This window comes from Bradyrhizobium sp. SEMIA, assembly GCF_014844175.1.
GTDB lineage: Bacteria > Pseudomonadota > Alphaproteobacteria > Rhizobiales > Xanthobacteraceae > Bradyrhizobium > Bradyrhizobium arachidis.
The window spans coordinates 8,639,017-8,660,565 of the sequence record NZ_CP046601.1; the positions used below are offsets into that span (position 1 = coordinate 8,639,017).

The 21,549-nt window shown below is 65.9% G+C and carries 13 protein-coding genes and 5 pseudogenes; 7 read left to right on the forward strand and 11 right to left on the reverse strand.

Features of this window, described 5'->3' with window-relative positions:
• Positions 1–71: 71 nt before the first annotated feature.
• Complete coding sequence (locus tag FOM02_RS41360; RefSeq protein WP_027561504.1) at positions 72–1,733, reverse strand: tannase/feruloyl esterase family alpha/beta hydrolase; 1,662 nt, start codon at positions 1,731–1,733, stop codon at positions 72–74.
• A 310-nt stretch (positions 1,734–2,043) separates the two neighbouring features.
• Here FOM02_RS41360 and FOM02_RS41365 point away from each other — a divergent pair, with 310 nt between their 5' ends.
• The 4 genes from FOM02_RS41365 to FOM02_RS41380 all read left to right on the forward strand — a co-directional run bounded on the left by FOM02_RS41365 (position 2,044) and on the right by FOM02_RS41380 (position 6,520).
• Positions 2,044–3,102, forward strand: coding sequence for a toxic anion resistance protein (locus FOM02_RS41365; RefSeq protein ID WP_027561505.1), 1,059 nt, complete (start codon positions 2,044–2,046; stop codon positions 3,100–3,102).
• 65 nt (positions 3,103–3,167) lie between these two features.
• Positions 3,168–4,754, forward strand: a complete 1,587-nt coding sequence (locus FOM02_RS41370; RefSeq protein ID WP_035730456.1) for a vWA domain-containing protein — start codon at positions 3,168–3,170, stop codon at positions 4,752–4,754.
• Positions 4,755–5,411: a 5-bromo-4-chloroindolyl phosphate hydrolysis family protein gene (locus FOM02_RS41375; RefSeq protein WP_027561507.1), complete on the forward strand. Its 657-nt coding sequence runs from the start codon at positions 4,755–4,757 to the stop codon at positions 5,409–5,411.
• Entirely contained in the window at positions 5,411–6,520 is a 1,110-nt protein-coding gene (locus FOM02_RS41380) for a hypothetical protein (protein ID WP_027561508.1), read from the forward strand. The genes FOM02_RS41375 and FOM02_RS41380 overlap by 1 nt, the downstream gene beginning before the upstream one ends.
• A gap of 9 nt (positions 6,521–6,529) precedes the next feature.
• Here the strand turns inward: FOM02_RS41380 and FOM02_RS41385 are convergent, their stop codons facing one another.
• The 8 genes and pseudogenes from FOM02_RS41385 to FOM02_RS41420 all read right to left on the reverse strand — a co-directional run bounded on the left by FOM02_RS41385 (position 6,530) and on the right by FOM02_RS41420 (position 17,723).
• Positions 6,530–7,984 carry a GntP family permease gene (locus FOM02_RS41385; RefSeq protein WP_027561509.1) on the reverse strand — a complete coding sequence of 485 codons (1,455 nt, stop codon included), beginning with the start codon at positions 7,982–7,984 and terminating at the stop codon, positions 6,530–6,532.
• 3 nt (positions 7,985–7,987) lie between these two features.
• Positions 7,988–9,007 carry a patatin-like phospholipase family protein gene (locus FOM02_RS41390; protein ID WP_027561510.1) on the reverse strand — a complete coding sequence of 340 codons (1,020 nt, stop codon included), beginning with the start codon at positions 9,005–9,007 and terminating at the stop codon, positions 7,988–7,990.
• Positions 9,008–9,218: 211 nt separating this feature from the next.
• Positions 9,219–10,463: a phosphoglycerate dehydrogenase gene (gene serA, locus FOM02_RS41395; protein ID WP_027561511.1), complete on the reverse strand. Its 1,245-nt coding sequence runs from the start codon at positions 10,461–10,463 to the stop codon at positions 9,219–9,221.
• Between the two features lie 317 nt (positions 10,464–10,780).
• Positions 10,781–12,012, reverse strand: a pseudogene (locus tag FOM02_RS41400) (rhodanese-like domain-containing protein).
• A 74-nt stretch (positions 12,013–12,086) separates the two neighbouring features.
• Positions 12,087–13,279, reverse strand: a pseudogene (locus tag FOM02_RS41405) (PepSY-associated TM helix domain-containing protein).
• A complete protein-coding gene (locus FOM02_RS41410) occupies positions 13,272–14,300 on the reverse strand; it encodes an extracellular solute-binding protein (protein WP_027561514.1) in 1,029 nt (342 codons plus the stop codon). Before FOM02_RS41410 ends, FOM02_RS41405 begins: the two are co-directional and overlap by 8 nt.
• Before the next feature lie 2 nt (positions 14,301–14,302).
• Positions 14,303–16,626: pseudogene (locus tag FOM02_RS41415) on the reverse strand (TonB-dependent siderophore receptor).
• Between the two features lie 212 nt (positions 16,627–16,838).
• Complete coding sequence (locus tag FOM02_RS41420; RefSeq protein ID WP_027561516.1) at positions 16,839–17,723, reverse strand: dihydrodipicolinate synthase family protein; 885 nt, start codon at positions 17,721–17,723, stop codon at positions 16,839–16,841.
• 186 nt (positions 17,724–17,909) lie between these two features.
• Here FOM02_RS41420 and FOM02_RS41425 point away from each other — a divergent pair, with 186 nt between their 5' ends.
• Positions 17,910–19,322 carry an FAD-binding oxidoreductase gene (locus tag FOM02_RS41425; protein ID WP_027561517.1) on the forward strand — a complete coding sequence of 471 codons (1,413 nt, stop codon included), beginning with the start codon at positions 17,910–17,912 and terminating at the stop codon, positions 19,320–19,322.
• 12 nt (positions 19,323–19,334) lie between these two features.
• Positions 19,335–19,999: pseudogene (locus FOM02_RS41430) on the forward strand (GntR family transcriptional regulator).
• Positions 20,000–20,005: 6 nt separating this feature from the next.
• On the opposite strand, the gene FOM02_RS41435 reads toward FOM02_RS41430, so the two are convergent.
• Together FOM02_RS41435 and FOM02_RS41440 are read right to left on the reverse strand one after the other, a co-directional pair.
• Positions 20,006–20,170, reverse strand: a complete 165-nt coding sequence (locus FOM02_RS41435; RefSeq protein ID WP_167336543.1) for a hypothetical protein — start codon at positions 20,168–20,170, stop codon at positions 20,006–20,008.
• A 174-nt stretch (positions 20,171–20,344) separates the two neighbouring features.
• Positions 20,345–20,533, reverse strand: coding sequence for a hypothetical protein (locus FOM02_RS41440; protein WP_027561519.1), 189 nt, complete (start codon positions 20,531–20,533; stop codon positions 20,345–20,347).
• Positions 20,534–20,687: 154 nt separating this feature from the next.
• On the opposite strand from FOM02_RS41440, the pseudogene FOM02_RS41445 reads away from it, so the two are divergent.
• Positions 20,688–21,492: pseudogene (locus FOM02_RS41445) on the forward strand (3-keto-5-aminohexanoate cleavage protein).
• Positions 21,493–21,549: the final 57 nt, after the last annotated feature.

Genomic DNA, 21,549 nt, shown 5'->3' on the forward strand with positions numbered 1-21,549 from the left:
GACCCGTACCCCCTCACCCCGGATCGCAAGAGCGATCCGACCTCTCCCCGCAAGCGGGGAGAGGTGAAGGGTTACGGCGCGCAGGTGAAGCTCGCCGCTTCGGTCACCGGGCCGGACTTGTACTGCGGCCAGGCCGGCCAGCGACACAGCGGCAGTGCGCGCAGCACGGCAAATGACGGTGCCTTGAGCTTCTGCTCGCTGACCTCCAGATCGCCCGGCGCCTTGCCCTTTTCCACCCAATCGACCAGCACGCTCAGCATGTCGATATTGGCGGGCGCGCCGGAGCCGACATGGTCGACGCCGGGCGCGGTGTAGAGCCGCGCGAACTCCGCGGTCTCGGCCTTGCCGAGCTTGCGCTCGACGCTCTCGAAATAGCGGATGCCGGCATAGGGACTCTGCGCGTAGTCGGCCATGTGCTCGAGCATGATCAGCCGGCCGCCCCGCGCGCGAAAGCGGCTCAGATCAGGATCGGTCGAGTCCATCAGGCTGGAGACCTCGAGCAGCCGCGCCTTGTGGTCCTCCACCTTGTAGGTCGCGACGTCGAGCTTGGGATCGCGCGCGAACACATATTGAATGCCGCCGGCGCCGTAGATCCAGGCGATGCCGTTGTTGGGTGCAGGCGGCTGTGCCGGCGGCGCGGTGCCGAGCCACCACGCGGTCCAGCCGCCGGTCGGCCCGATGGCAGGCGTGTCCTCGCCTGAGATACCCCAACCCGGATAATCGTCGAGCTCGTTGGCCAGCGCGAACGGGAATTTGTAGGTCCCATGCAGCGTGTGCACCGCCTTGACCTGCGGCTCGGTGAGGCATTGATCGCCCGTCTTGCCGGCCTCACAGCGCAGCGTCTCGACCTTGAAGGCGGCCTTGCAGGCGACGGGATCCCGCACCAGCGCATTGCCAGCGCCATCGGCCTTGTCGCAAGCCGTCCGCACCGCATCGGCGACGAGCTTGACCTGCGCCGGGTTGATCCAGCCCTCGCCCATGGTCGCAAGGCCCGAACGCGTGCCGGCATGCTGCAAGCCGACCCAGTTGATGACGGGCACGCGCGAAAAGATGCCGTCGAAATCGTCGGGATAGCGCTGCGCCATGGTGAGGCCCTCGCGGCCCCCTTCGGACGAGCCCATGAAGTACATCTTCTCCGGCTTCTTGCCATAAGCGCGCTGCATCAGCGCGATGGCGGCGTCACGCACCTTCTTGTAGGCGCGGTGCGCGAAGTTCTCGAAGGCTTCGTCGTTCAGCGCGAACAGCTGCGGCGGCTCGCCCGGCTTGGATTCGTGGCCTGAATCGGTGCCGTAGGTGACGAAGCCGCGCGCCAGCGGCGACGGCTTGTCGAAAGGATAGGCCGGCGGCAGGCTGAGGCCCGTGATCAGCACGCCGTTGAAGCCGCCGCCGCCATATTGCAGCGAGCGGCCGTTCCATTCGACCGGGAGATTGACCTGGAATTTGATCGGCGGCGCCTTGGGATCGACCGGATCGATACGGCCGAGCACCTTGCAGAAGGCGGGATTGGCCGGCGTGATGCGCCCCGACGGCGTCGGTCCGCGCTCGGCCAGGGCGAGCTGCGATGGCGCCAGCGATGTCGCGGAATCGATCTTCACGACATCCGTCCCGCCGGTGAGCCCCTTGCAGACCGTGTCCGCATCCTCCGCCAGCGTCGCCGCCGAGCCGGCGCTTGCACCCATTACGGCCGCAGCACCGGCGAGCCACGCACACAGCTTCGCAATCTTGCGCGCCATCGTTTCCATCCCCACTGTCTTGATATCGTTCAGCCGATAGGCCGACCAATTCAATGCAACTGACCGCCCCCCGTCAATTGCCACAGCCTGAACCAATCGCGCCAAGGAAGATCGCGGCCTGCCTACCGGAGCGCGCGCCGCCGTCCTAACGAATTGAAGCCAATGTGAAATTTTGTCCCACCACCGAACTCGGACGGCCTGTGCACCGACCAAGTCCACAGGGCTGTCATCAATCTGTCAGACGAGCCGGGCTTTCCTGCCCAAGCGGCAGGTCGAGATCCTGGCTGCGGCACGAACCAAGGAGCAAATGGTGAGCGAAACCATCAATGTCCCGGCACTTCCGACCGACGCATCCGCGGTCGCGCGGATCAAGTCCGAGATCGACATTTCGGATCGCTCGCGCCTCGTCACGTTTGGCGAGCGGGCCCAGCGCTCGGTGGTCGAGTTCGCCGACCGCATCCTCGCCCAGACCCAGAACCGCGAGCTCGGCGCCACCGGCAAGCTGCTGACTGATATCCTCGGCAAGGCGCGCGGGCTCGATCCGGCCGATCTCAAGGACAAGGGCTTTCTCACCCGCCTGTTCTCGTCGGCGGAGGCGCGGTTGCGCCGCTTCACCGAGCAGTTCAACGACGTCGCCTCGCAGGTCGACCGCGTCTGCGTCGAGCTCGACCGCAACAAGGAGGTCCTGCGCCGCGACATCGCCCTGCTCGACGATCTCTACGAGCAGACAAGGGGTGCGCTCGGTCAGCTCGACATGCACATCGCCGCCGGCAAGGCGTTCACCGAGGAATTCCGCGGCGGCAAGCTCATCGAGATGGAGCGAAACGCGAAGGCGCAAGGCGCCGGCAGCGATGCCATGCTCGCCGCGCAGACCTATCAGGATGCGCTCCAGGCGCTCGACCGGCTCGAGAAGCGCGTGTTCTATTTGCAGCAGGCGCGCCAGATCGGCATCCAGCAGCTGCCACAGATCCGCATCGTCCAGTCCGGCGACGAGACGCTGATCGAGAATTTGCAGGCAACCACCGAGCTGACCATCCCGGTGTGGAAGCAGAAGATGATCCTGCTGCTCGGCCTCAACCGGCAGAAGTCGGCGCTGGAGCTGCAGAAGACGGTCACGGATGCGACCAACGAGATGATGCGCCAAGCTTCCGAGATGATGAAGACCCAGGCGATCGAGATCGAGAAGCAGTCGCAGCGCGGCATCGTCGACATCCAGACCCTGGAGAAGACCAACCGCGACCTGATCGACACCATCTCCGGCGTGCTCACCGTGCAGGAGCAGGGCCGCACCAAGCGCGCCGAGATCGAGCAGCGGATGTCGCAGCTGACGGATGAGTTGAAGACCGCGATCGCGAAGGCTGCGCCTTGATGCGTGCGTTGTAGCGGTTTCTCCATGAAGCTTCTGCATAAGGGCTGCTGCATGAAGGCTCGCGCATGAGGATTTTCGGTTTCCTGCGGCGTTCGTTGGCGTTGCTCGCCGTGCCTTTGATGGCCGCACTGCTGTCGGGCTGCGGCGGGCCGGGGCCGCAATTCACCATCCTCTCGGGCTCGGAGAACGACATCCTCGAGCCGCTGGTGCAGGAGTTCTGCAAGTCGCGCAACGCGACCTGCACCATGCGCTATCAGGGTTCGCTCGACATCGCCCTCGCGCTGAAAGCCGGCGATCCCGGCACCGATGCCGTGTGGCCGGCCGCCTCGATCTGGATCGACATGTTCGACACCACGCGGCGCGTGAAGATGGTCAAGTCGATCGTGCAGATGCCGGTCATTCTCGGCGTGCGCCGCTCCAAGGCGCAGGAGCTGGGCTGGATCGGCGCCAAGGTGACCGCCAAGGACATCCTCGCCGCCGTCGAGGCCGGCAAGCTGAAATTCCTGATGACGTCGGCGACGCAATCGAATTCGGGAGCCGCCGCCTATCTTGCAATGCTCGCGGCGGGGATCGGCAAGCCCGATCTGATCGAGGCCGGCGATCTCGACAAGCCCGAGGTGCTGGCGACGGCACGCGGACTCTTGAAGGGCGTCGAGCGCAGCGCCGGCTCCAGCGGCTGGCTCGCCGACCTCTACCGCGACGGCGAGCGCAGCGGCGCGCATTACCAGGCGATCTGGAACTATGAGGCGGTCATCAAGGAGACCAACGACAAGCTGATCGCCGACAATCACGAGCCGCTCTACGCGATCTATCCCGCCGATGGCGTGGCGGTCGCCGATTCGCCGCTCGGCTTCGTCGACCGTGGCCGCGGCAAGGAGGTCGAGAGCTTCTTCACCGACCTCCAGGCGTTCCTGCTCAATGGCGATACGCAAGGCAAGATCGCCAAGACCGGCCGGCGCGTCGAGATCGGCCGCGCCACGCCGCTTGCCGCGGACCCGAAGACCAATCTCGATCCGTCGCGTCCCGTGACCGTGATCCGTCCGCCGGAGCCGGCGGTGATCCAGAAAGCGCTGCTGATCTACCAGGAAGCGCTGCGCCGGCCCTCGCTGACCGCGCTCTGCCTCGACGTCTCCGGCAGCATGCAGGGCCCGGGCGAGACCCAATTGCTCGATGCCATACGCTTCCTGCTCACGCCGGCACGCACGCGCGAGGTGCTGGTGCAGTGGACGAAGTCGGACGAGATCCTGGTGCTGCCGTTCAGCGATCACATCCTCTGGACGGCGCGGGCCACCGGCGACGAGAACGAGCAGACCGGCCTGCTCGCCCGCGCGCTCGAACTGCGCGCCGGCGGCGGCACCGACTTCTATACCTGTGCCGCGCAGGCGCTCGCCTTGATGAAGCCGCGGCTCGCCGACGGCCAGCATCTGCCGGCCATCGTCATCATGACCGACGGCAAGAGTCAGGGATATATGTCGACATTCGAGTCGGCCTGGCGTGCGGACGGTCATCGCGTGCCGGTGTTCGGCGTGACGTTCGGCTCCGAGGTCGACCGGGGCCAGCTCGACAATCTGGCGAAGCTGACCGGAGGCCGCGTGTTCGACGGCAGCAAGAGTCTCACCGACGCGTTCCGCGCCGTACGAGGGTACAACTGAATGGCCGCAATGCCGTCCGGGCTTGGCTGGATCGCGGGTGGGGTGACAGCCGCAGCGCTGTTGCCGTCGCTGGCGATCGGGCTCGGCATGCCGTTCCTGATCGCACTCGCGATCAGCGCGGTCGCCGGCGGCGGCATCGTCGTGGCGCTGGCGCCGCGGAACCGCTTCGCCGCGCTCGAAGCTAGCGGCATTGCGCGCGGCAAGATCGAGTTTGCAAACGAGCTGCTGGCCGAAGCCGAGCCGCTCGCCGAGCGGATGGAATATACCGCATCCGCGATCCGCACCCGCGCGGTCGCCGATCGCATCCGTCATCTCGTGCAGATCGCCCGCGACATTTTTGCGGCGATCGAGAGCGATCCCTTGCGGCTTGACCGGGTGCGCCGGTTCCTGACCTACTATCTGCCGCGCGCGGCCGAGATCGCAGAGGCCTACCGTTCGCTCGAGAAGAGCGCCGTGCCCGACACCGCGCGGCTCGCCGCCACGGGCGACATGATCGAGCGGCTCGACGGCGCCTTCACCCGCTATGCCGCCAATCTGAGGGACGCCGACCTCGACAAGCTTGATATCGAGCTGAAACTGCTCAAAAGCTCGCTCGACGAGGACATCGGCCCGACGCCGCCGGCAGCTCCAGTTGAGACCAAGAGAGGAACGCCCTGATGGCTATCTCGCGCCGCGCCTTCGGCATCGGCCTCGTCGCTGCGAGTGCAGCGGCGACCGGCGGCTATGTTTATCTGCGCGAGCATCCTGAAATTGCCGGCCGCTTCGGCGAAGCCAAGCGGCTGTTCGGCTTTGCCGGCGGTGAGAAGGAGGGGTTTCTGGCCAACGCCCGGGTCAAGAACACGCTGGAGCGCCGTTTCGGCCTCGTCCTCGACGGCCGCCGTGCCGGCTCGGTGGAAATGGTGCGCGAGCGCGCGCTGCTCGACCAGAAGCCGCAATTTTTGTGGCCGTCATCTTCGGTGCTCGTAGAAGTCGCACGATCCTCGGGTGTGAAAATCACGCGCGACCAGGTGATCTTCAACTCGCCGATCGTGCTGTATTCCTGGGATCGCATCGCCGACGGCCTGGTCAAGGGCGGCATCGCGCAGCCCGCCGGCGGGCCGCGCTACACGGTGGATTTGTCGAAGCTGCTCAAGGCCATCATCGCCGGCGAGAACTGGTCGGCGATCGGCGTCGCCGATCTGTTCGGTCGCGCCCGCGTGGTCTGCACCGATCCGAACAAGTCCAACTCCGGCTTCATGTTCGCCGGTCTTGCCGCGAGTCTGCTGTCCGGCGACGTGGTGATGCCCGAGACTTTAAGCAGAATCGACGGCGATGTCGCCACCGTGTTCCGCCGCATGGGCTTCAAGCCGCCGTCATCAGGCAAATTGTTCGACGATTATGTCGCAGGCGGCGCGGGCGCGCAGCCGCTGATCGTCGGCTACGAGAACCAGCTGGTCGAATGGGTGCTCCAGGACGCCGACCGCTGGAAACGGCTCGAGGCTAATGCGCCGGCCAAGCCCGTCATCCTCTATCCGCAGCCCACCGTGTTCTCGGCCCATCCGCTGATCAGCATCGAGCGCCAGGCCGACGACCTCATCGAGGCCCTGATCAGCGAGAGCCTGCTCGAAATGGCCTGGGAGGATCACGGATTTCGCGGTCCGCTCGGCACCATCGGCAAGGCGCGCAACGCGCTGTTGCAATCGCGCCTGCTAGAGCGGATCGACGCCGTGCTGCCGATGCCCGACGCGCCGGTCATGCTGGCCCTGCTCGACCGGCTGGCGGCTTAGACAGTTCGTTCAGAACGATCCAAGTGCGCTGCCGAGTGCAATCACGGCCACCAGCGCCACGAGCGACGTCACGATGCCGACCATCACGATGTCGAAATAGCTGTCGCGATGCGTCAGGCCGCAGATCGCGAGCAGGCTGACCACCGCACCATTGTGCGGCAGGATATCGAGGGTCCCCGAGCCGATCACGGCCACACGATGCATCAGCGCAAGGTCGATACCGCTGCGCGCGGCGAGTTCGACATAGGTCGGGCCGAGCGCGTCGAGGGCGATGGTCAGGCCGCCTGACGCCGACCCGGTCAGTGCGGCAAGGATGTTGGTCGCGACCGCAAGCGAGACCAGCGGACCACCTTCGATCGCAAGCACCCAGTCGCGCACAATAGTGAAGGCCGGCAGCGCGGCGACCACCGCGCCGAACCCAACGAGGCTGGCGACGCTGAATGCCGGCAGCACCGAGGCATTGGCCCCGGCATCCATGGTCTGCCGCAATGCCGGTAGGCGCGCCCAGTTCAGCGCGATCGTCGTGGCAATGGCCGCGGCCAGCGCGACCGCGACCGACCATACGCCCGCGACCGCGGCGAGCGACGTCCCGCCAAAGCGTTGCTCGGCGAGGTAGGAGACGTCGAGCCGCGGCAGCACGACGAGCGACATCACGAGATTGACTACGACGACGACGACCAACGGCAGGATCGCGCTCGCCACCGGTGAGGGTCCGCTGCTGCGTTGCCCGCGACTCAATTCCGCCGGATCGAACTCGCGCGCCGTGGTCGCGCGCTCGCGCACGAGCTCGTCGGCAGCCGCGCGCTCGGCCGCATCCTCGACATCATCGCCATAGCCCTCCCCGGCGCGCCTGGCCGCGGCCTCGGCGCGATGCAGCCACCACAATCCCGCACCTAACATGATGAGGGACGCGATGATGCCGAGGCCCGGCGCGGCAAACGGCGTGGTGCCGAAGAACGGCATCGGAATCGCATTCTGGATCGACGGCGTGCCCGGCAGCGCCGACATGGTGAAAGTGGACGTGCCCAGCACGATGGCCGCCGGGATCAGACGGCGCGGAATCGCGGCCGCGCGGAATAGCGAACGCGCCATCGGGACAATCACGAAGAACGCGACGAACAGGCTGACGCCGCCATAGGTCACGGCCGCGCCGGCCAGCACGACCGCGAGGATCACGCGGCGCTCGCCGAGGCGCTGGGCCATGAAGCCGGCCACCGACGTGACCGCACCGCTGTCGTCCATCAGCTTGCCGAACACGGCGCCGAGCAGGAAGATCAGGAAGAACTGGGCCAGGAAGCCACCGGCATTCACCATGAAGACCTGGGTCAGGTTCGCAAGCAGCGGCTCGCCGCCGAACAGCGCAGCAACGAGCGCGGCGAACGGCGCAAGCAGGAGCACGCTCCAGCCGCGAAACGCAAACAGCACGAGCAGACCGAGCCCGACGAGGAGGCCGAGCAGACCCATGCCTCAGCACTCCGCCAGTAGTACGTCGAGATCGGCGGTCGATTGCCGGCCGATATCCGCGCCATGCTCATCGAGAAACGCCTCCGCGGCGAGGCGCCCCTCGGCGCGCAACATCGAGACGAACTCCCACTCCGCATTGAGCTTGGACGACGCGCCGAACTTTGCGAGCATGTCGCTCTTGATCCGGTGCGTCCGCATCTTGGCCCAGCGCGCGCCCTCGCCGCTGCCGGGATCGGCGGCCTGGCGCAGCAGCGCGATCATGCGCAGCTCTTTCATCAGCGGCGAGTTGAAGGAGATTTCATTGAGGCGGTTGAGGATCTCCGCGGCCGTCCGCGGCGCCTCCGGCCGCTCGGTCGGATTGATCTGGACCAGGATGGTGTCGTGCGCGTCGCTTTCGCGCACCAGCGGCGTGATGGTCGGATTGCCGGCAAAGCCGCCGTCCCAATAGGGCTCGCCATCGATCTCGATGGCGCGGAACATGGTCGGCAGGCAGGCCGATGCGAGCAGCACGTCGGCCGTGATCTCGGCGTTGCGGAAGATGCGCCCGCGCCCGGTGCGCACCCGCGTCGCCGTGATGAACAGCATGATCGGCGAGCGCGCCAGCCGCTCGAAATCGATGCTCTCGGCCAGCACCGCGCGCAGCGGGTTGTACCCGGTCGGATTGAGGTCGTAGGGCGAGAGCACCCGGGACATCAGGTCGGTGAAGATGTAGAACGGCGAGGTATCGAGCGTCCAGCGCCCCATCAGCCGGTCGAGCGGCGAACGCTGCAGCGGGCTGAAGGCCGCGGCCCTCGACACCCGGCGCCAATATTGCTCGAGCGCCTCACGCGCGCCCTCGGCGCCGCCGGCGGTCCAGCCGTCCGCCAGCACCGCCGCATTCATCGCGCCCGCCGAGGTTCCGGAGATCGCGGCAATGCTGAGCCACTTCTCCTCCAGCAGGCGATCGAGCACGCCCCAGGCGAAGGCGCCGTGCGAGCCGCCGCCCTGAAGCGCGAGGTCGACGAGTACGGTATCCCGTTCCATCGCAGCACCGCCGCAACTGAAGCTCAAATTCGACGCGAATTATAACGCGCCGACGATGACGGCAGTTTAGGGAGCGGAGGCCGCGAAATGCAACCGGAACGTAGGCCCGCCTAAAGCGCGATGAGATTTGGATGAACCGTCATCGCGCTTTAGGTTGTTGTTTGCGCATGATCTTTCCGGAAAACCGCTTCGCACTTTTCCGGATCATGCTTTAGTGCTCGAACACCAGCCTTGCGCCCACCGTGCCTTCGAGGCCGCGGATCTGCTGAAGCAGGGTTCCGGAATCCTGTCCCGCAAGGTCGGCGTCGAGCACGACATAGCCGAGGTCGCCTGCGGTCTCGAGGTATTGCGCGGCGATGTTGATGTCGCGCTGGAGGAACACCTCGTTCAGGCGCCGCAGCATGCCCGGCACGTTGCGATGGACATGGCTGAAGCGCGCGCCGGACGGACGCAAGTGCAATTGCACTTCCGGGAAGTTCACCGCGCCCATGGTCGAGCCCGTGATGAAATAGTCGACCAGCTTGCGCGCGACCTCCCCGCCGATGCGCTCCTGCGCCTCCTCGGTCGAGCCGCCGATATGCGGGGTGAGGATGACGTTCTCGAGGCCTTGCACTGGGCTCTTGAAGCGGTCGGCGTTCGACGACGGCTCGACCGGAAACACGTCGATCGCGGCGCCGGCGAGATGGCCATCGCGCAAGGAGCGCGCGAGCGCGTCGAGATCGACCACGGTGCCGCGGCTGTTGTTGATCAGGAACGAGCCCGGCTTCATCGCCCGCAGCTCCTTCTCGCCGATCATGCCTGCCGTCTCCGGCGTCTCGGGCACGTGCAGGCTGACGACATCGCTCTGCGCCAAGAGCTCCTCCAGCTTCTCGACCGGCTCGGTGTTGCCGTGGCGGAGCTTGTCGGTGCGGTCGAAATAGATCACGCGCATGCCCATCGCCTCGGCCAGGGTCGAGAGCTGCGAGCCGATATTGCCGTAGCCGATGATGCCGAGCGTGCGGCCGCGCACCTCGCGGCTGCCGGTCGCCGACTTGTCCCAGCCGCCGTCATGCGCCGAGACCGAGCGCGGGAAGATCCGCCGCAGCAGCATCACGATCTCGCCGATCACGAGCTCGGCGACGCTGCGAGTGTTGGAGAACGGCGCATTGAACACGGGAATACCGCGCTTGCGCGCCGCCAGCAGGTCGACCTGGTTGGTGCCGACGCTGAAGCAGCCGACCGCGAGCAGCCCGTCCGTTGCCGCGAGCACCTCATCGGTGATCTGGGTGCGCGAGCGGATGCCGAGCAGCGACACGCCCTTGAGCGCCCGGCGCAGGTCCTCGCCGTCCAGCGCCTTGGTCAGCCGCTCGACATTGGTGAAGCCCGCGCTCTTGAACAGGTCGACAGCGCTGTCATTGACGCCTTCGAGCAGCAGCGCCTTCGCGCTCCGCTCAGGGCTTTGGCCTGGGGCTGACATGAAATCTCCATAGGTGACGGCTTTGCCGCAGCTCTTAGACCGCGGACGAGGCGCAGCACAATAGGGTTTGGATACGGGGAGAAGATGGCGGAGCGAGAGATGTGCTTGGCATCCCACCAGCCCCGCCCTCCCCGCACACAATCGCCGCCCCGTCATCCTGAGGTGCGAGTGATGGGGCGCGTAGCGCCCCATCGGGAGCCTCGAAGGACGACGGCCCCCGATGCATCCGGGCCGTCGCCCTTCGAGGGCCGCTGAAGAAGCGGCCACCTCAGGGTGACGGAGATAGAGTATTGCTCAGGCGCGATAGGCCACTCGTCTCAGATCACATAAAACCCATGCGTGCCATCGAGCCGAAGCTGCTCGACAAGACCATATTCCCAATCGAGATAGGCCTGCATCGCCTTCTCCGCGACATCCGTGCCTTCATAGGGGCGGCGGTAGCGATGCGCCGGGTCGGGCTTCGGCAGCACGCGCGGCGGGCCGATCTCGAGGGCGCCGTCATAGCCGCCTTCGAGCACATAGACCTCCCAGCCCATCTGCGCGAGCCATGACGCCGTCATGTCGGCACGCACGCTTTTGTCGTCGGACAGGACAATGCGCGCGCCACGCACCGGCGCGGCCATGTCAGTCTCCTGGACCAGCTGGCCGCCGGGATAATGGCGGAAGCCGGGGAGATGCCCGGTCGCGTATTCCTCGGCATCGCGTACGTCGAAGCGATAGAGCGTGCGATCACGGTCTGCGAGCAGCACCGCCATCTCGCTCGCGCCGATGCGGCGGACGCCGGCGCGATAGGCGACATCGCGGGCATTGGCCGGGCCGCCTTCGAACGGTCCGATCGCACCGCGCCGGTCCGCGCCGTGGTTGAGCGTATGCCGCGCCAGCGTCCAGCCGATGGTGCCGTTGCGCAGCGCGCGTACCTTGTTCGGCACGCCGGCATTGATCAGCGACTGCGTGCCGATGATCGAGCGGGTGCGGCCGGCGCAGTTGACGATGATGGTGGTGTCGGGATCGGGCGCGGCCTGCCCTGCCCGCAGCACCAGCTCCGCACCGGGCACGCTGACCGAGCCCGGAATGTTCATGGTCGCGTATTCGTCGAAACGCCGGACGTCGAGGATGGCGATGTTGGCCTTGTCGGCGATCAGCTTTGCCACCTCGTCGGCACTGAATGAGGGCGTGTGGCGGCGCGCCTCGACCAGCTCGCCAAAGGCCTTGGAATAGGAATTGACGTCCTCGAACGTTTGATAGCCCGCCGCCCGCCACGCCTTCAGCCCGCCGTCGAGCGCGCTGACATTGGTGTAGCCGAGCGCGGCAAGACGTTCGGCGCCGGTCTCAACCAGCCCTCGCCGTCGTCATAAAGCACGATCGCCACGTCCTTCCGCGGCAGCCTCAGCTCGGCTTCGATCTCGATCCGGTCCGCGGCCATGTTGGCTGCAAACAGCGGATGGCCGGTGGCGAAGCCCGCCTCGTAGCGGAGATCAAGCAGCGCGATCTCCTCCCGCAGCAGCAGCGCGCGGCGGATGTCGGCGGGGGTGGCGGTCGGGAGTTTCATGGCGTGGGCCTTGGCGAGGACAAGCCAAGGGCTTTTGAACGATTGTTGCGCGCTTGGCTAGCCTTCGCGGCTACTCACTCGCCCGGAACAAGCCGCCCGAGCGGTGGCTGCGCCGGGCGCCGCAGCTTGCGGCGCGACAGATAAAGCAGAATGCCTGTCACCGAGAACAGTGGCATCAGGGCTGCCGCGATCATGAAGGCGAGCTTGCCGGGCCAGCCCAGGACTGCGCCACGATGGATGTCGAGCACGTTGGCGATGATCTTCTCGCCGAACGTCTTGTCGGCGTAGCGCTCCGCGGAGACCACCTGGCCGGTGACCGCATCGACGCGGAATTCGTCGCGCGTGGTATCGAGCGTCGAGTCCTTCGGCCACGACCGGATCCGGATCACAGTCCCGGGGCCGCCGGGCAGTGTCAGTAGAGCCCTGGAGAAGCGGTCGCCCTGCTCACGACGCAACGTGGTCCATGCCTGATCGAATCCGATCGCCGCTGTCGGTTCGTGACGAACGGCGTCGCGCGGTGCCTTTGCAGACATCTTTGGCTGCATCTTGGCAGCGGCGATCTCCGGGCGCGCCAGCAGCCAGGCGACGCCGTCCTTGTACCAGTCGAACGAGTACCAGAGGCCGGTCAGCGTCATCACCACATAAATCGGCAGCACCCAGGTGCCGATCACGGCGTGCAGCGATCGATGCAGGCCGCGTCCGCTGAGCGCCAGGTTCGGCTTCAGCCACATCTTGACGCTCGTGGCGCGACGCGGCCAGCGCAGTACCAGCCCCGAAACCAGCATGACGATGAGCCCGAGCGCGGCAATGCCGGTGATCTGGCGGCCCCACCCCTTGGCGTCGCCGGGGATCAGCAGCCAGCGATGCAGCCTGCGGACGGTCACGAAAAACTCCTCGCCACGCGGCGAGCCCAGCACGCGCGCATCATAGGGATCGACATAGAGTGATGTCGGCCGCGTGCCCTGCTCGTCGCGGGCGAAGCGGACACGTACCGCGGCAGTCGGATCGCTCGACAGCATGACGGCCGAGACCTGGCCGACGTCCTGCCCCGCCTTCAGCCGCGCGACCAGTTCGTCTGGCGTGAGCGCCGGCTTCTCGCGCGGCACGACATGCATGAGGCCGGCGTTGAGATGCTCGACGATCTCGTCCTCGAAACTCATATCGCGCCGGTCAGCGCGATCAGGGCAAGTAGCAGTGCGAGCACGAGGCCCGCAATCGAATGGACCTGGAGCAGGACGGCTTTGATGCTATGCCCCACCCTATTCATCGAAGCCGGCCTTCCTGATCAAGGCGATCGCGGCCTGCCGCTGGGCGGCAATCCGGTCGATCGGCAACGCATCGGCAGCGAACGCACCGATGTCGGTAACGATCGGAGTCCGCTCCGCTGCGGCAAGCACGGGATATTCGAGTTCAGCGGCGGCAAAGATTTTCTGTGCTGCCGGCGTGACGAGGAACTCGAGCAGTTCTTGCGCAGCTTCCCGATGCGGCGCGTGTTTCGCAATGGCGGCGCCCGTGAGGTTCACATGCGCACCGCCGCCCCTGAAGGCCGTCGGGACAGCCTTGACCTCCGTTGCCCATGCACGCCAGCCGGCGCCTTCGCGTCCGTCGCGCAATTGCGCCAGCGCCACGGTGTTGCCGATGCCGATCTCGCAAGTGCCTTGCGCAATCTCGCGGATCACGTCGTTGTCCTTGCCATCAGGCTTGTGGGCGAGATTGGCTTTCAGGCCAGTGAGCCAGGCCGCCGTCGCCGCTTCACCGTGATGGACGAGATAGGCCGCGACCAGTGCGACATTGTTCTGATGCAGCGGCGTGCGCATGCAGAGCTTGCCGCGCCATCTGGGGTCGGCGAGGTCCTCATAATTGATCGAAGCAAGCGTGCTGTCCTTGCGCACGAAAACGACGCGCGGCCGGATCGACAGGGCGAACCATTGCGCGGTGCCGTCGCGCAAATTCGCCGGCACCGCGTGTGCGATAGGCCCGGATGCAAAGGGCTGGGTCAAGCCAAGTTCAGCAAGTTGCGTGGTCTTGTCCAGACCGATCGTCAGCAGCACGTCGGCCGGCGACGTCTCGCCTTCCGATCCGAGCCGCTTCACGAGACTGTCCTCGACGAAGACGATCTTCACCTTGATGCCGCTGGCTTCCGCGAAAGCAGCGGCCGCAGGTTCGACCAGGGCAGCCTCCCTAGTCGAATATAGCGTGACGTCTTCGGCGCGGCTCGCAGTTGTGCCGGCAAGGCAGGCAGCCGCCAGCGCGACCCGGACCGCGAAGGCGTTGCGCCGCGCCGCCATCGCTAGAACTTCACCGTGGCCGACAGCGAGAAGCGCCGCGCATCGCCGATCGCGACGGCCAGAGCACTCCCGGTGGTGGACGTATAGTAGACCTTGTCGAACAGGTTCTTGACGTTGAACTGATAGGTCACCGGCAGATTGTCGACCTTGGTGTCATAGGTCGCAAAGACATCCGCGACGGTATAGGCCGGCATGAAGAAGGTGTTCGCGGAATCGCCGGGCCGGTCGCCGACATAATGCGCACCGCCGCCAAGCCGCAGACGGCCGGGCAATCTGTCGCCGAAATCGTAGACGAGATAGAGCGAGGCCGTGTTCATCGCGGCATTCAGCAGTTTTGCGTTGCCGTTGACGGGATCGTTGATCAAGCGTGCATCGGTATAGCCGTAGCTGCCGATCATGCTCCATTCATCGGTCAGCCTGCCGGTGACGTCCAGTTCGACGCCACGCGATCGCGCCGCACCGGACGCGCGCGCCGCCGACTTGCCGTTACCGATATCGTCCAGCACCAGCACGTTCTTCTTCTCGATGTCGTAGACCGCCAGGGTGCCCGACAGCCGCTTGTTGACGTCGAACTTCAGGCCGGTCTCCCACTGCGTTCCCTCCTCAGGCGCGATGGTGGAATCGACGACGAAGCCGGTGGTGAATGCCGCAATCGTCGAAGTCGGCTTCAGCGACTGCGTGTAGCTCACATAATAGGAGAGCTGATCGCTCAGCTTGAAGATGACGCCGCCGAGCGGCAGCACCTTGTCACCCGCCAGATTGGTGTTCGTGATGAAGTTCGGCCGGCCCTTTCCGGCGAGCTGCTCGTATTCCATCCAACGCACGCCGCCGACCACGGACAGCCAGTTGGTGACGTGGAACGTGTCCTGGGCGAAGAAGCCGCGGGTGCCGAGCTTGTCGGTCTGCTCGCTGTCGACCCCCGAAACGGTCGTGCCTGGTGTGACGAGTCCGTAGACGGGATTGTAGAAATTGAAGCTCGGCGTCGCCTGGCGAATCAAATCGTGGCGATCGATCGTGCGATAGAGCGCCTCGCCCCCGAACAGGATCTCGTTGCGGAAGCCGCCCACCCAGACGTCGCCCTGCAGGTAGGAGGTGCCGTAGCTGGCATTGCTCAGCGAATTCTGCGTGCCGTCATTGCTGCGGGTCTCGACGCCGGTCTTGGCATTGACGCCGGTGATACGAAGCTGATTGGCGCTGAAGGTTTCGGTGTTGTAGCTGTAGGCCGCCGTGACCTTCCAATTGTCGTCCAGCTTCTGCTCGACCGAGGCCTGCACCAGGTCGGAGGTGCCCCACATATTGTTGAAGGGCTCATCGAGCCGACGCTCCTTGGGGATCGCCAGCGGCGTGCCGTTGACGAAGGCCGTCCCGCGATCGAACGGAGTGATGAACTCGCGGTGCTCGTAGGTGAGCTGAACCGTCGTGGTGTCGCCGTACCAGGCCAACGACGGGGGTTCACCAGCATCTCCCGGTGACGGCCGAAATTGCGCCAATAATCCTCGCTGACGCCGTAGCCGATGAAGCGATAGGCAAGACCGCCGTCGCCGATCGGACCGGTGATGTCGAGCGTGCCGTCGGCGCCGCTGCGGTTGTTGGCGTAGGTCGAGCCGAGCAGCGTCACCGAGCCGTGCTGGTAGAGCTCCGGCCGCTTGCTGATGGTGTTGACGATGCCGCCGGGATCCATGATGCCGTAGAGCAGCGAAGCCGGCCCTTTCAGCACTTCGACACTGTCGACCGCAGCGTTCAGGCTGCGGCCCTGCACCAGCGGCATGCCGTTGCGCATGATCGAACCGTCGCGATTATCGCCGAAGCCACGGCGGATGACGGCGTCCTGGGTCCCCGCGAGCGTATTGGTCTGGGTGATACCGGAAATATTGACCAGCGCGTCGTCGATGTTGCGCGGCAGCTGGTCCTTCAGCACCTGCGCGGGGACGACGTTGACGGTCTGCGAGGTATCGAGCGGCGAGGCGCCGCTGCGCAGCGTGGTTGAGCTCGGCATCGCGCGGTAACCGAGCTTGGCCGCCTGTTGTGCGGCCGCTTCAGACGCCGCGCGTTCCGACAATGTCGGCGCTGCAGGTGCGGGATTGCGATCGGATTGACGGCGCGCAACGGCTTGCGCACGCCGCGAAGCTTGGCTCGATGCACGCGCCGGCTTCGGCCGCTGCACCGGGGCATCCACCGTCACCGGCGGAAGTGTCGATTGCGCCTGCGCGCTCGCGTTGGAGGGGCATTCGGCGAGCAGCACGGCTGCGCCAATGAGAAGACCTGCACGGCTCCTGCAGGCACCGGTTCGATGGCCGCTGTCGCGGCCATCCAGATGAGCACGCACGTTCGATTCACTTCCAAGTCAGACACAGCATTGAAGCTGGCGCGTCTAACAGTCGCCGGACGTGAAGAGAACCGTAGGCGGGATTGAATCGCTCTAGTGTTGAATCATTCTAAGAGCAGATCGCGGCGTTACGGCAATCACCAATTGCCGTCGCACCAGGCGCGACACGCTGCACGAGAATTTCAGGCAGCATGTCGCGAAATTGCGCGATCTCACGCGATCGCAGGAGCGATCAGCTCGTCGAGCTTCCGCTTGAATGCGGTGCCGTCGGACAACGCGCGAAGCGGCGGGCGCACACGCAGCCAGGCTGCGTCACCCGTCTGCGCCGCCAGGATCGCCTTCAGCGTCGGGAGGAACGACGGCGTCTTCACGACGACGTCGATTGCGGCCTGCATGCGCGCCTCGACATCCCGCCCGTCGATCATGCCCTTGACCAGCTCGGGCACGACATTGGCCATGCCGCAGATGGTGCCGGCGCCGCCGGCGGCGATCGCGCGGGCGATGTCGGCTTCATTGCCGACAGTGATGGCGAGCTCGGGAGCAGCAGCGCGGAACGCCTGGAATTGCTTGAAGTCGCCGCTGGAGTCCTTCAGGCCCGCGACCACCTTGCCGTAGCGCTTGCGCAGGTTCGCGGCGACGCTGGTCGGGATCGCGACGCCCGAGACCTGCGGGATGTGATAGAGATAGGCGCGCAGCCGATCGTCGCCGACACCGTCGATGATCGCGGCAAACGCGTCCTCGATACCCTCGGGCGTGACGCTGCGATCGAAATAGGGCGGCAGCATCAGGACGTGTCGCAGGCCGAGGCCGAGCACGGCGCGCGTCAGCGCGATGCTGTCGCTGATGGCGGGAAAGCCGCCCCCGATGCCGATGCGTTCCGCCGCAACCCCGGCCTTGAGCATGGCCTCGATGGTCGCGACGCGCTCGGTCACGTTGAACGAGGTGCCCTCGCCGGTGGTGCCGAACAGCACGACGCCGTCGACGCCCTTGCTGAAGAGCTGCTTGGCATGGACCGCGAGCTTGGCGCAGTCCACGCTGCCGTCCGCCGCCAGCGGCGTCGCCGATGCCACCCAGAACCCGCGAATTGCCTCTGCCATCTCACAACCCCTTCATATTCTTCGATCCCGGACCGAGCCCCCTGATCCCCAAACGATCCGAGGAGGCTTTCCCGAGCCTTGTTTTTGCTTTACTTTCCATCTTGTACCTTACATACAAGACAGACGCAAACCCTTTCCACCCTCACGGCGCGCATGAGGCGCAGCTGAATTTAGAGGAGGTCTCGCATGAACATGGTGACCCCCATCGAGCATCCCGACCGATTGCTCGGCGCCTTGCGCGAAAAGCTCGGCGCGGCGGCGGTGCTGACCGGCGCGGATGTGCCCGCGCGCAATTGCAACGACTGGAGCGCGAGCCTGCCGCAGACGCCGCTGGCGGTGATCCGTCCGCTCGACGCGCAGGGCGTTGCGGACGCGATCCTGACCTGCCGGCAGGCGCGCCTGCCGTTCGTGCCGCAGGGCGGATTGACCGGGCTATGCCGCGGCGCATCGCCTGAAGCGGGTTGGGTCGCAATCTCGCTGGAGCGCATGACCGGGATCGAGGAGATCGACCCTGCCTCGATGACGATGACGGTGAAGGCAGGCACACCGCTGGAGACGATCCAGAAGGCCGCTGACGAGGCCGGTTTCTTCTTCCCGCTCGACCTCGGTTCGCGCGGCTCCTGCGCCATCGGCGGCAATCTCTCGACCAATGCCGGCGGCAACCGCGTGATCCGCTACGGCATGACGCGCGAGCTGGTGCTCGGTCTCGAAGTCGTTCTACCCGACGGCACCATCATCACCAGCCTCAACAAGCTGATGAAGAACAATGCCGGCTATGATCTGAAGCATCTCTTCATCGGCTCCGAGGGCACGCTCGGCATCATCACCCGCGTGGTGCTGAAACTGTTCCCGAAGCCGCGTTCGACCGTGGCCGCGCTCTGCGCGCTGAAGGACTATGCCGCGGTGATCGACCTGCTCGGTGCCGCGCGCAGCGGAGTCGGCCCGCTGCTGTCAGCGTTCGAGGTGATGTGGCCGGACTATTGGGACGTCATCACAACGCGCGCCGGCGTGAAGCCGCCGGTCGCGGCAGGCCACGGCCTCTACGTGCTGGTGGAAGCGCAAGGCACCGACGAGGGCATCGACGCGCCGCGCTTTCAGGCCTGGCTCGAAGAGCTGATGGAGCGCGGCCTGCTGGCCGATGCGGCCGTGGCGCAATCGCTGGCGCAGGCGCAGGCGTTCTGGCGCGTGCGCGACATCTGCGCCGAGTTCGGCCAGGTGCTGGGGCCGCACATCTCCTACGACATCGGCCTTGCGGTGGCGCGCATGGACGAGTTCGCCACGCGCTGCAAGGCGGCGCTCGCTTCCGGCATCAAGGGCTGCGAGAGCGTCTATTACGGCCATATCGGCGACGGCAATCTGCATCTCGTCTCCTGGGTCACGGGCCTCTCCGTCGAGCAGCAGCCGAAGGAGGAGATGGACGCGATCATCTATGGTCTCGTGCGCGAGCTCGGTGGCAGCGTCTCCGCCGAGCACGGCATCGGCACGCTGAAGAAGAAGTGGCTGGGTCATGCCAGGAGCGAGGCCGAGATCGCGCTGATGCGCACCCTGAAGGCCGCGCTCGATCCCGATCATCTGCTCAATCCCGGCAAGGTGATCTGAGCGGGAGCGCGCATGCGATCGCTCAAGCTCGATACGCCGAAATCGCTGTCGCAGCGGGTGATGCAGCGGCTGCGGCAGGCCATCATCGACGGCGAGTTCGCGCTGGGTGCGGCAATCTCCGAGGAGATGGTCGCCAATTCCTTCGGCGTCAGCCGCACGCCGGTGCGCGAGGCGATGGGCCAGTTGCAGGCGCAGGGTCTCGTGGTGATCCGCCGCAGGTCGGCAGCTTCGTGTTCACGCCGAGCGCGGAGGACATCGATGCGCTCTGCACGTTCCGCGTGGCGCTCGAGCCCAAGGCCGCCGGGCTCGCCTTCCGCCACGATCGCGATGGTGCAATTGCGTCAATGAGCGATGCGATCGCGGCGATGGAGCCCGCGGTCGAGGCCAAAGACAACATCGCCTATGGCCGCGCGGACGCCGCTTTTCACGAGACGCTGTTCACCCATTGCGGCAACCGCTACCTCGCCGAGTCCTACCAGCTCGTCTCCGGGCGCGTCGCCGCGCTGCGCACCAATCTGACCTCGCCGATCGACGTGCGCACCCGCTCGTCCTTCGACGAGCATCGCAGGCTGCTCGATCTGTTCGCACGCGGCGAGCTCGCGGCGTTCGAGGCGCTGATGACGACGCACATCACCAATTCGGGCGTGATCTATGCCAAGGCCTTGAAGGTGGATTGAGCGCGCCTACCGCGCGTCCCTCGATCCCGGCCTGTCCAGAAAATCCAGCGCGGTATTGATCTGCTCGAGCTGATGCTCAATCTTGTCGCGATCCTCGACGGCTTGCGCCTTTTCGAGCAATTCCACCAGCTTCTGCTTTCGCGCCAGCAAGTTCTCTATGACCGTACTCACAGCTCCCCCATCGCCCCGAAGCGAGCATCGGGGCAAAAGTCCGGTCACAGGCGCCGGAATCGTCGAGGCGCGCGCGAGCACGGCTCGCGCGGGCGCCTAGGTCAGAATGTTCGCGGAGGCGGTTGGTTCCTGCGAGCGAACCACAATGCTGAACACATGTGACGAATTCAGCGCTCACCGCGCCGTGACCATGCCCGCGAGTTGCACCGGAGCCACATGGGTGCGGGCGACCGAGACCGAGAACACCGCCAGCAGCGCGCAGACCATGCAGAGCCTCATCCGCACCGTCCTTCGATCAGTGATCGGCAGAAGCAGGAAAAACAACATCGCGGGGATCAGCAGCGCATCGATCAGAAAGAACATGACTCTCTCCCATGAAACTGATGGGAGGATGCTGGGGCCCGCGCGGCAGGTATGTGGACGGCATCACACATTTGAGGGCGCTGTCCGCGCAATGCGGGCGTGATACGGTCCTGCAAAACAAGCACCGTCATTCGGGCAAATGAGGAAGCGCGCCATGCACAAGGTCTGGATCGAGGCGGCGTTGAATGGACCGTGGAGCCGCGCGCTTCAGCCCGGCATACCCGACACGATCGAGGCGATCGTCGCCGAGGGCATCGCCTGTGCGGAAGCCGGCGCGGCGATCATTCACACTCACGCCTATGACGGCGGCGGACCGCAGACGTTCGACGGGCAGGTCTACGCCCGCATCATCGAGGGCATTCGCGCCAAGATCGACGTGCCTGTCTACCCCTCCATCCCCGGCCTCGATGCGCGCGGCAATGTCGCCGACCCCAAAGCGCGCTTCGCCCATATCGAGGCATTGGCCGAACGCGGCCTGCTCGAATTCGCGGTGGTCGATCCCGGCAGCGTCAATTTCACGCTGACCGCGACCAAGGCGCAGGCGAAGCCGGCGGAGACCTATCTCAATCCGGAGACCCATATCCGCCACGGGCTCGACGTCGCCAGACGCCACGACATCCACCCCGCCTTCGCCATCTACGAGCCGGGCTTCATCCGCGCCGGCGCAGCGCTGGCGCGCGCGAGCGGCGTGAAGACGCCCGTCTACCGCTTCATGTTCTCGCAGCAATTCGCCTTCTGCTTTCCGCCGAAGCCATATGGCCTGGCAGCGCTGGTCACGCTGACGGAGGAAGAAGCGCGCGGTGCGTGGCGGCCATGTCCGCGTCGGGCTCGAGGATGCCCTGCTGGGCTCCACAGTGACTAATCTCCGCCTGGTCGAGGACGCCGTGCGGATGGTCTGCGAGCATGGCGGCGAGCCAGCCACGACGGCTGAGGTCCGGCGGGTGCTCGCGAACGGTTAACGCGCCCGAACGAGCCGGGAACCGCGATCTTTCACGCGTCCGTCGGTTGTATTCGCG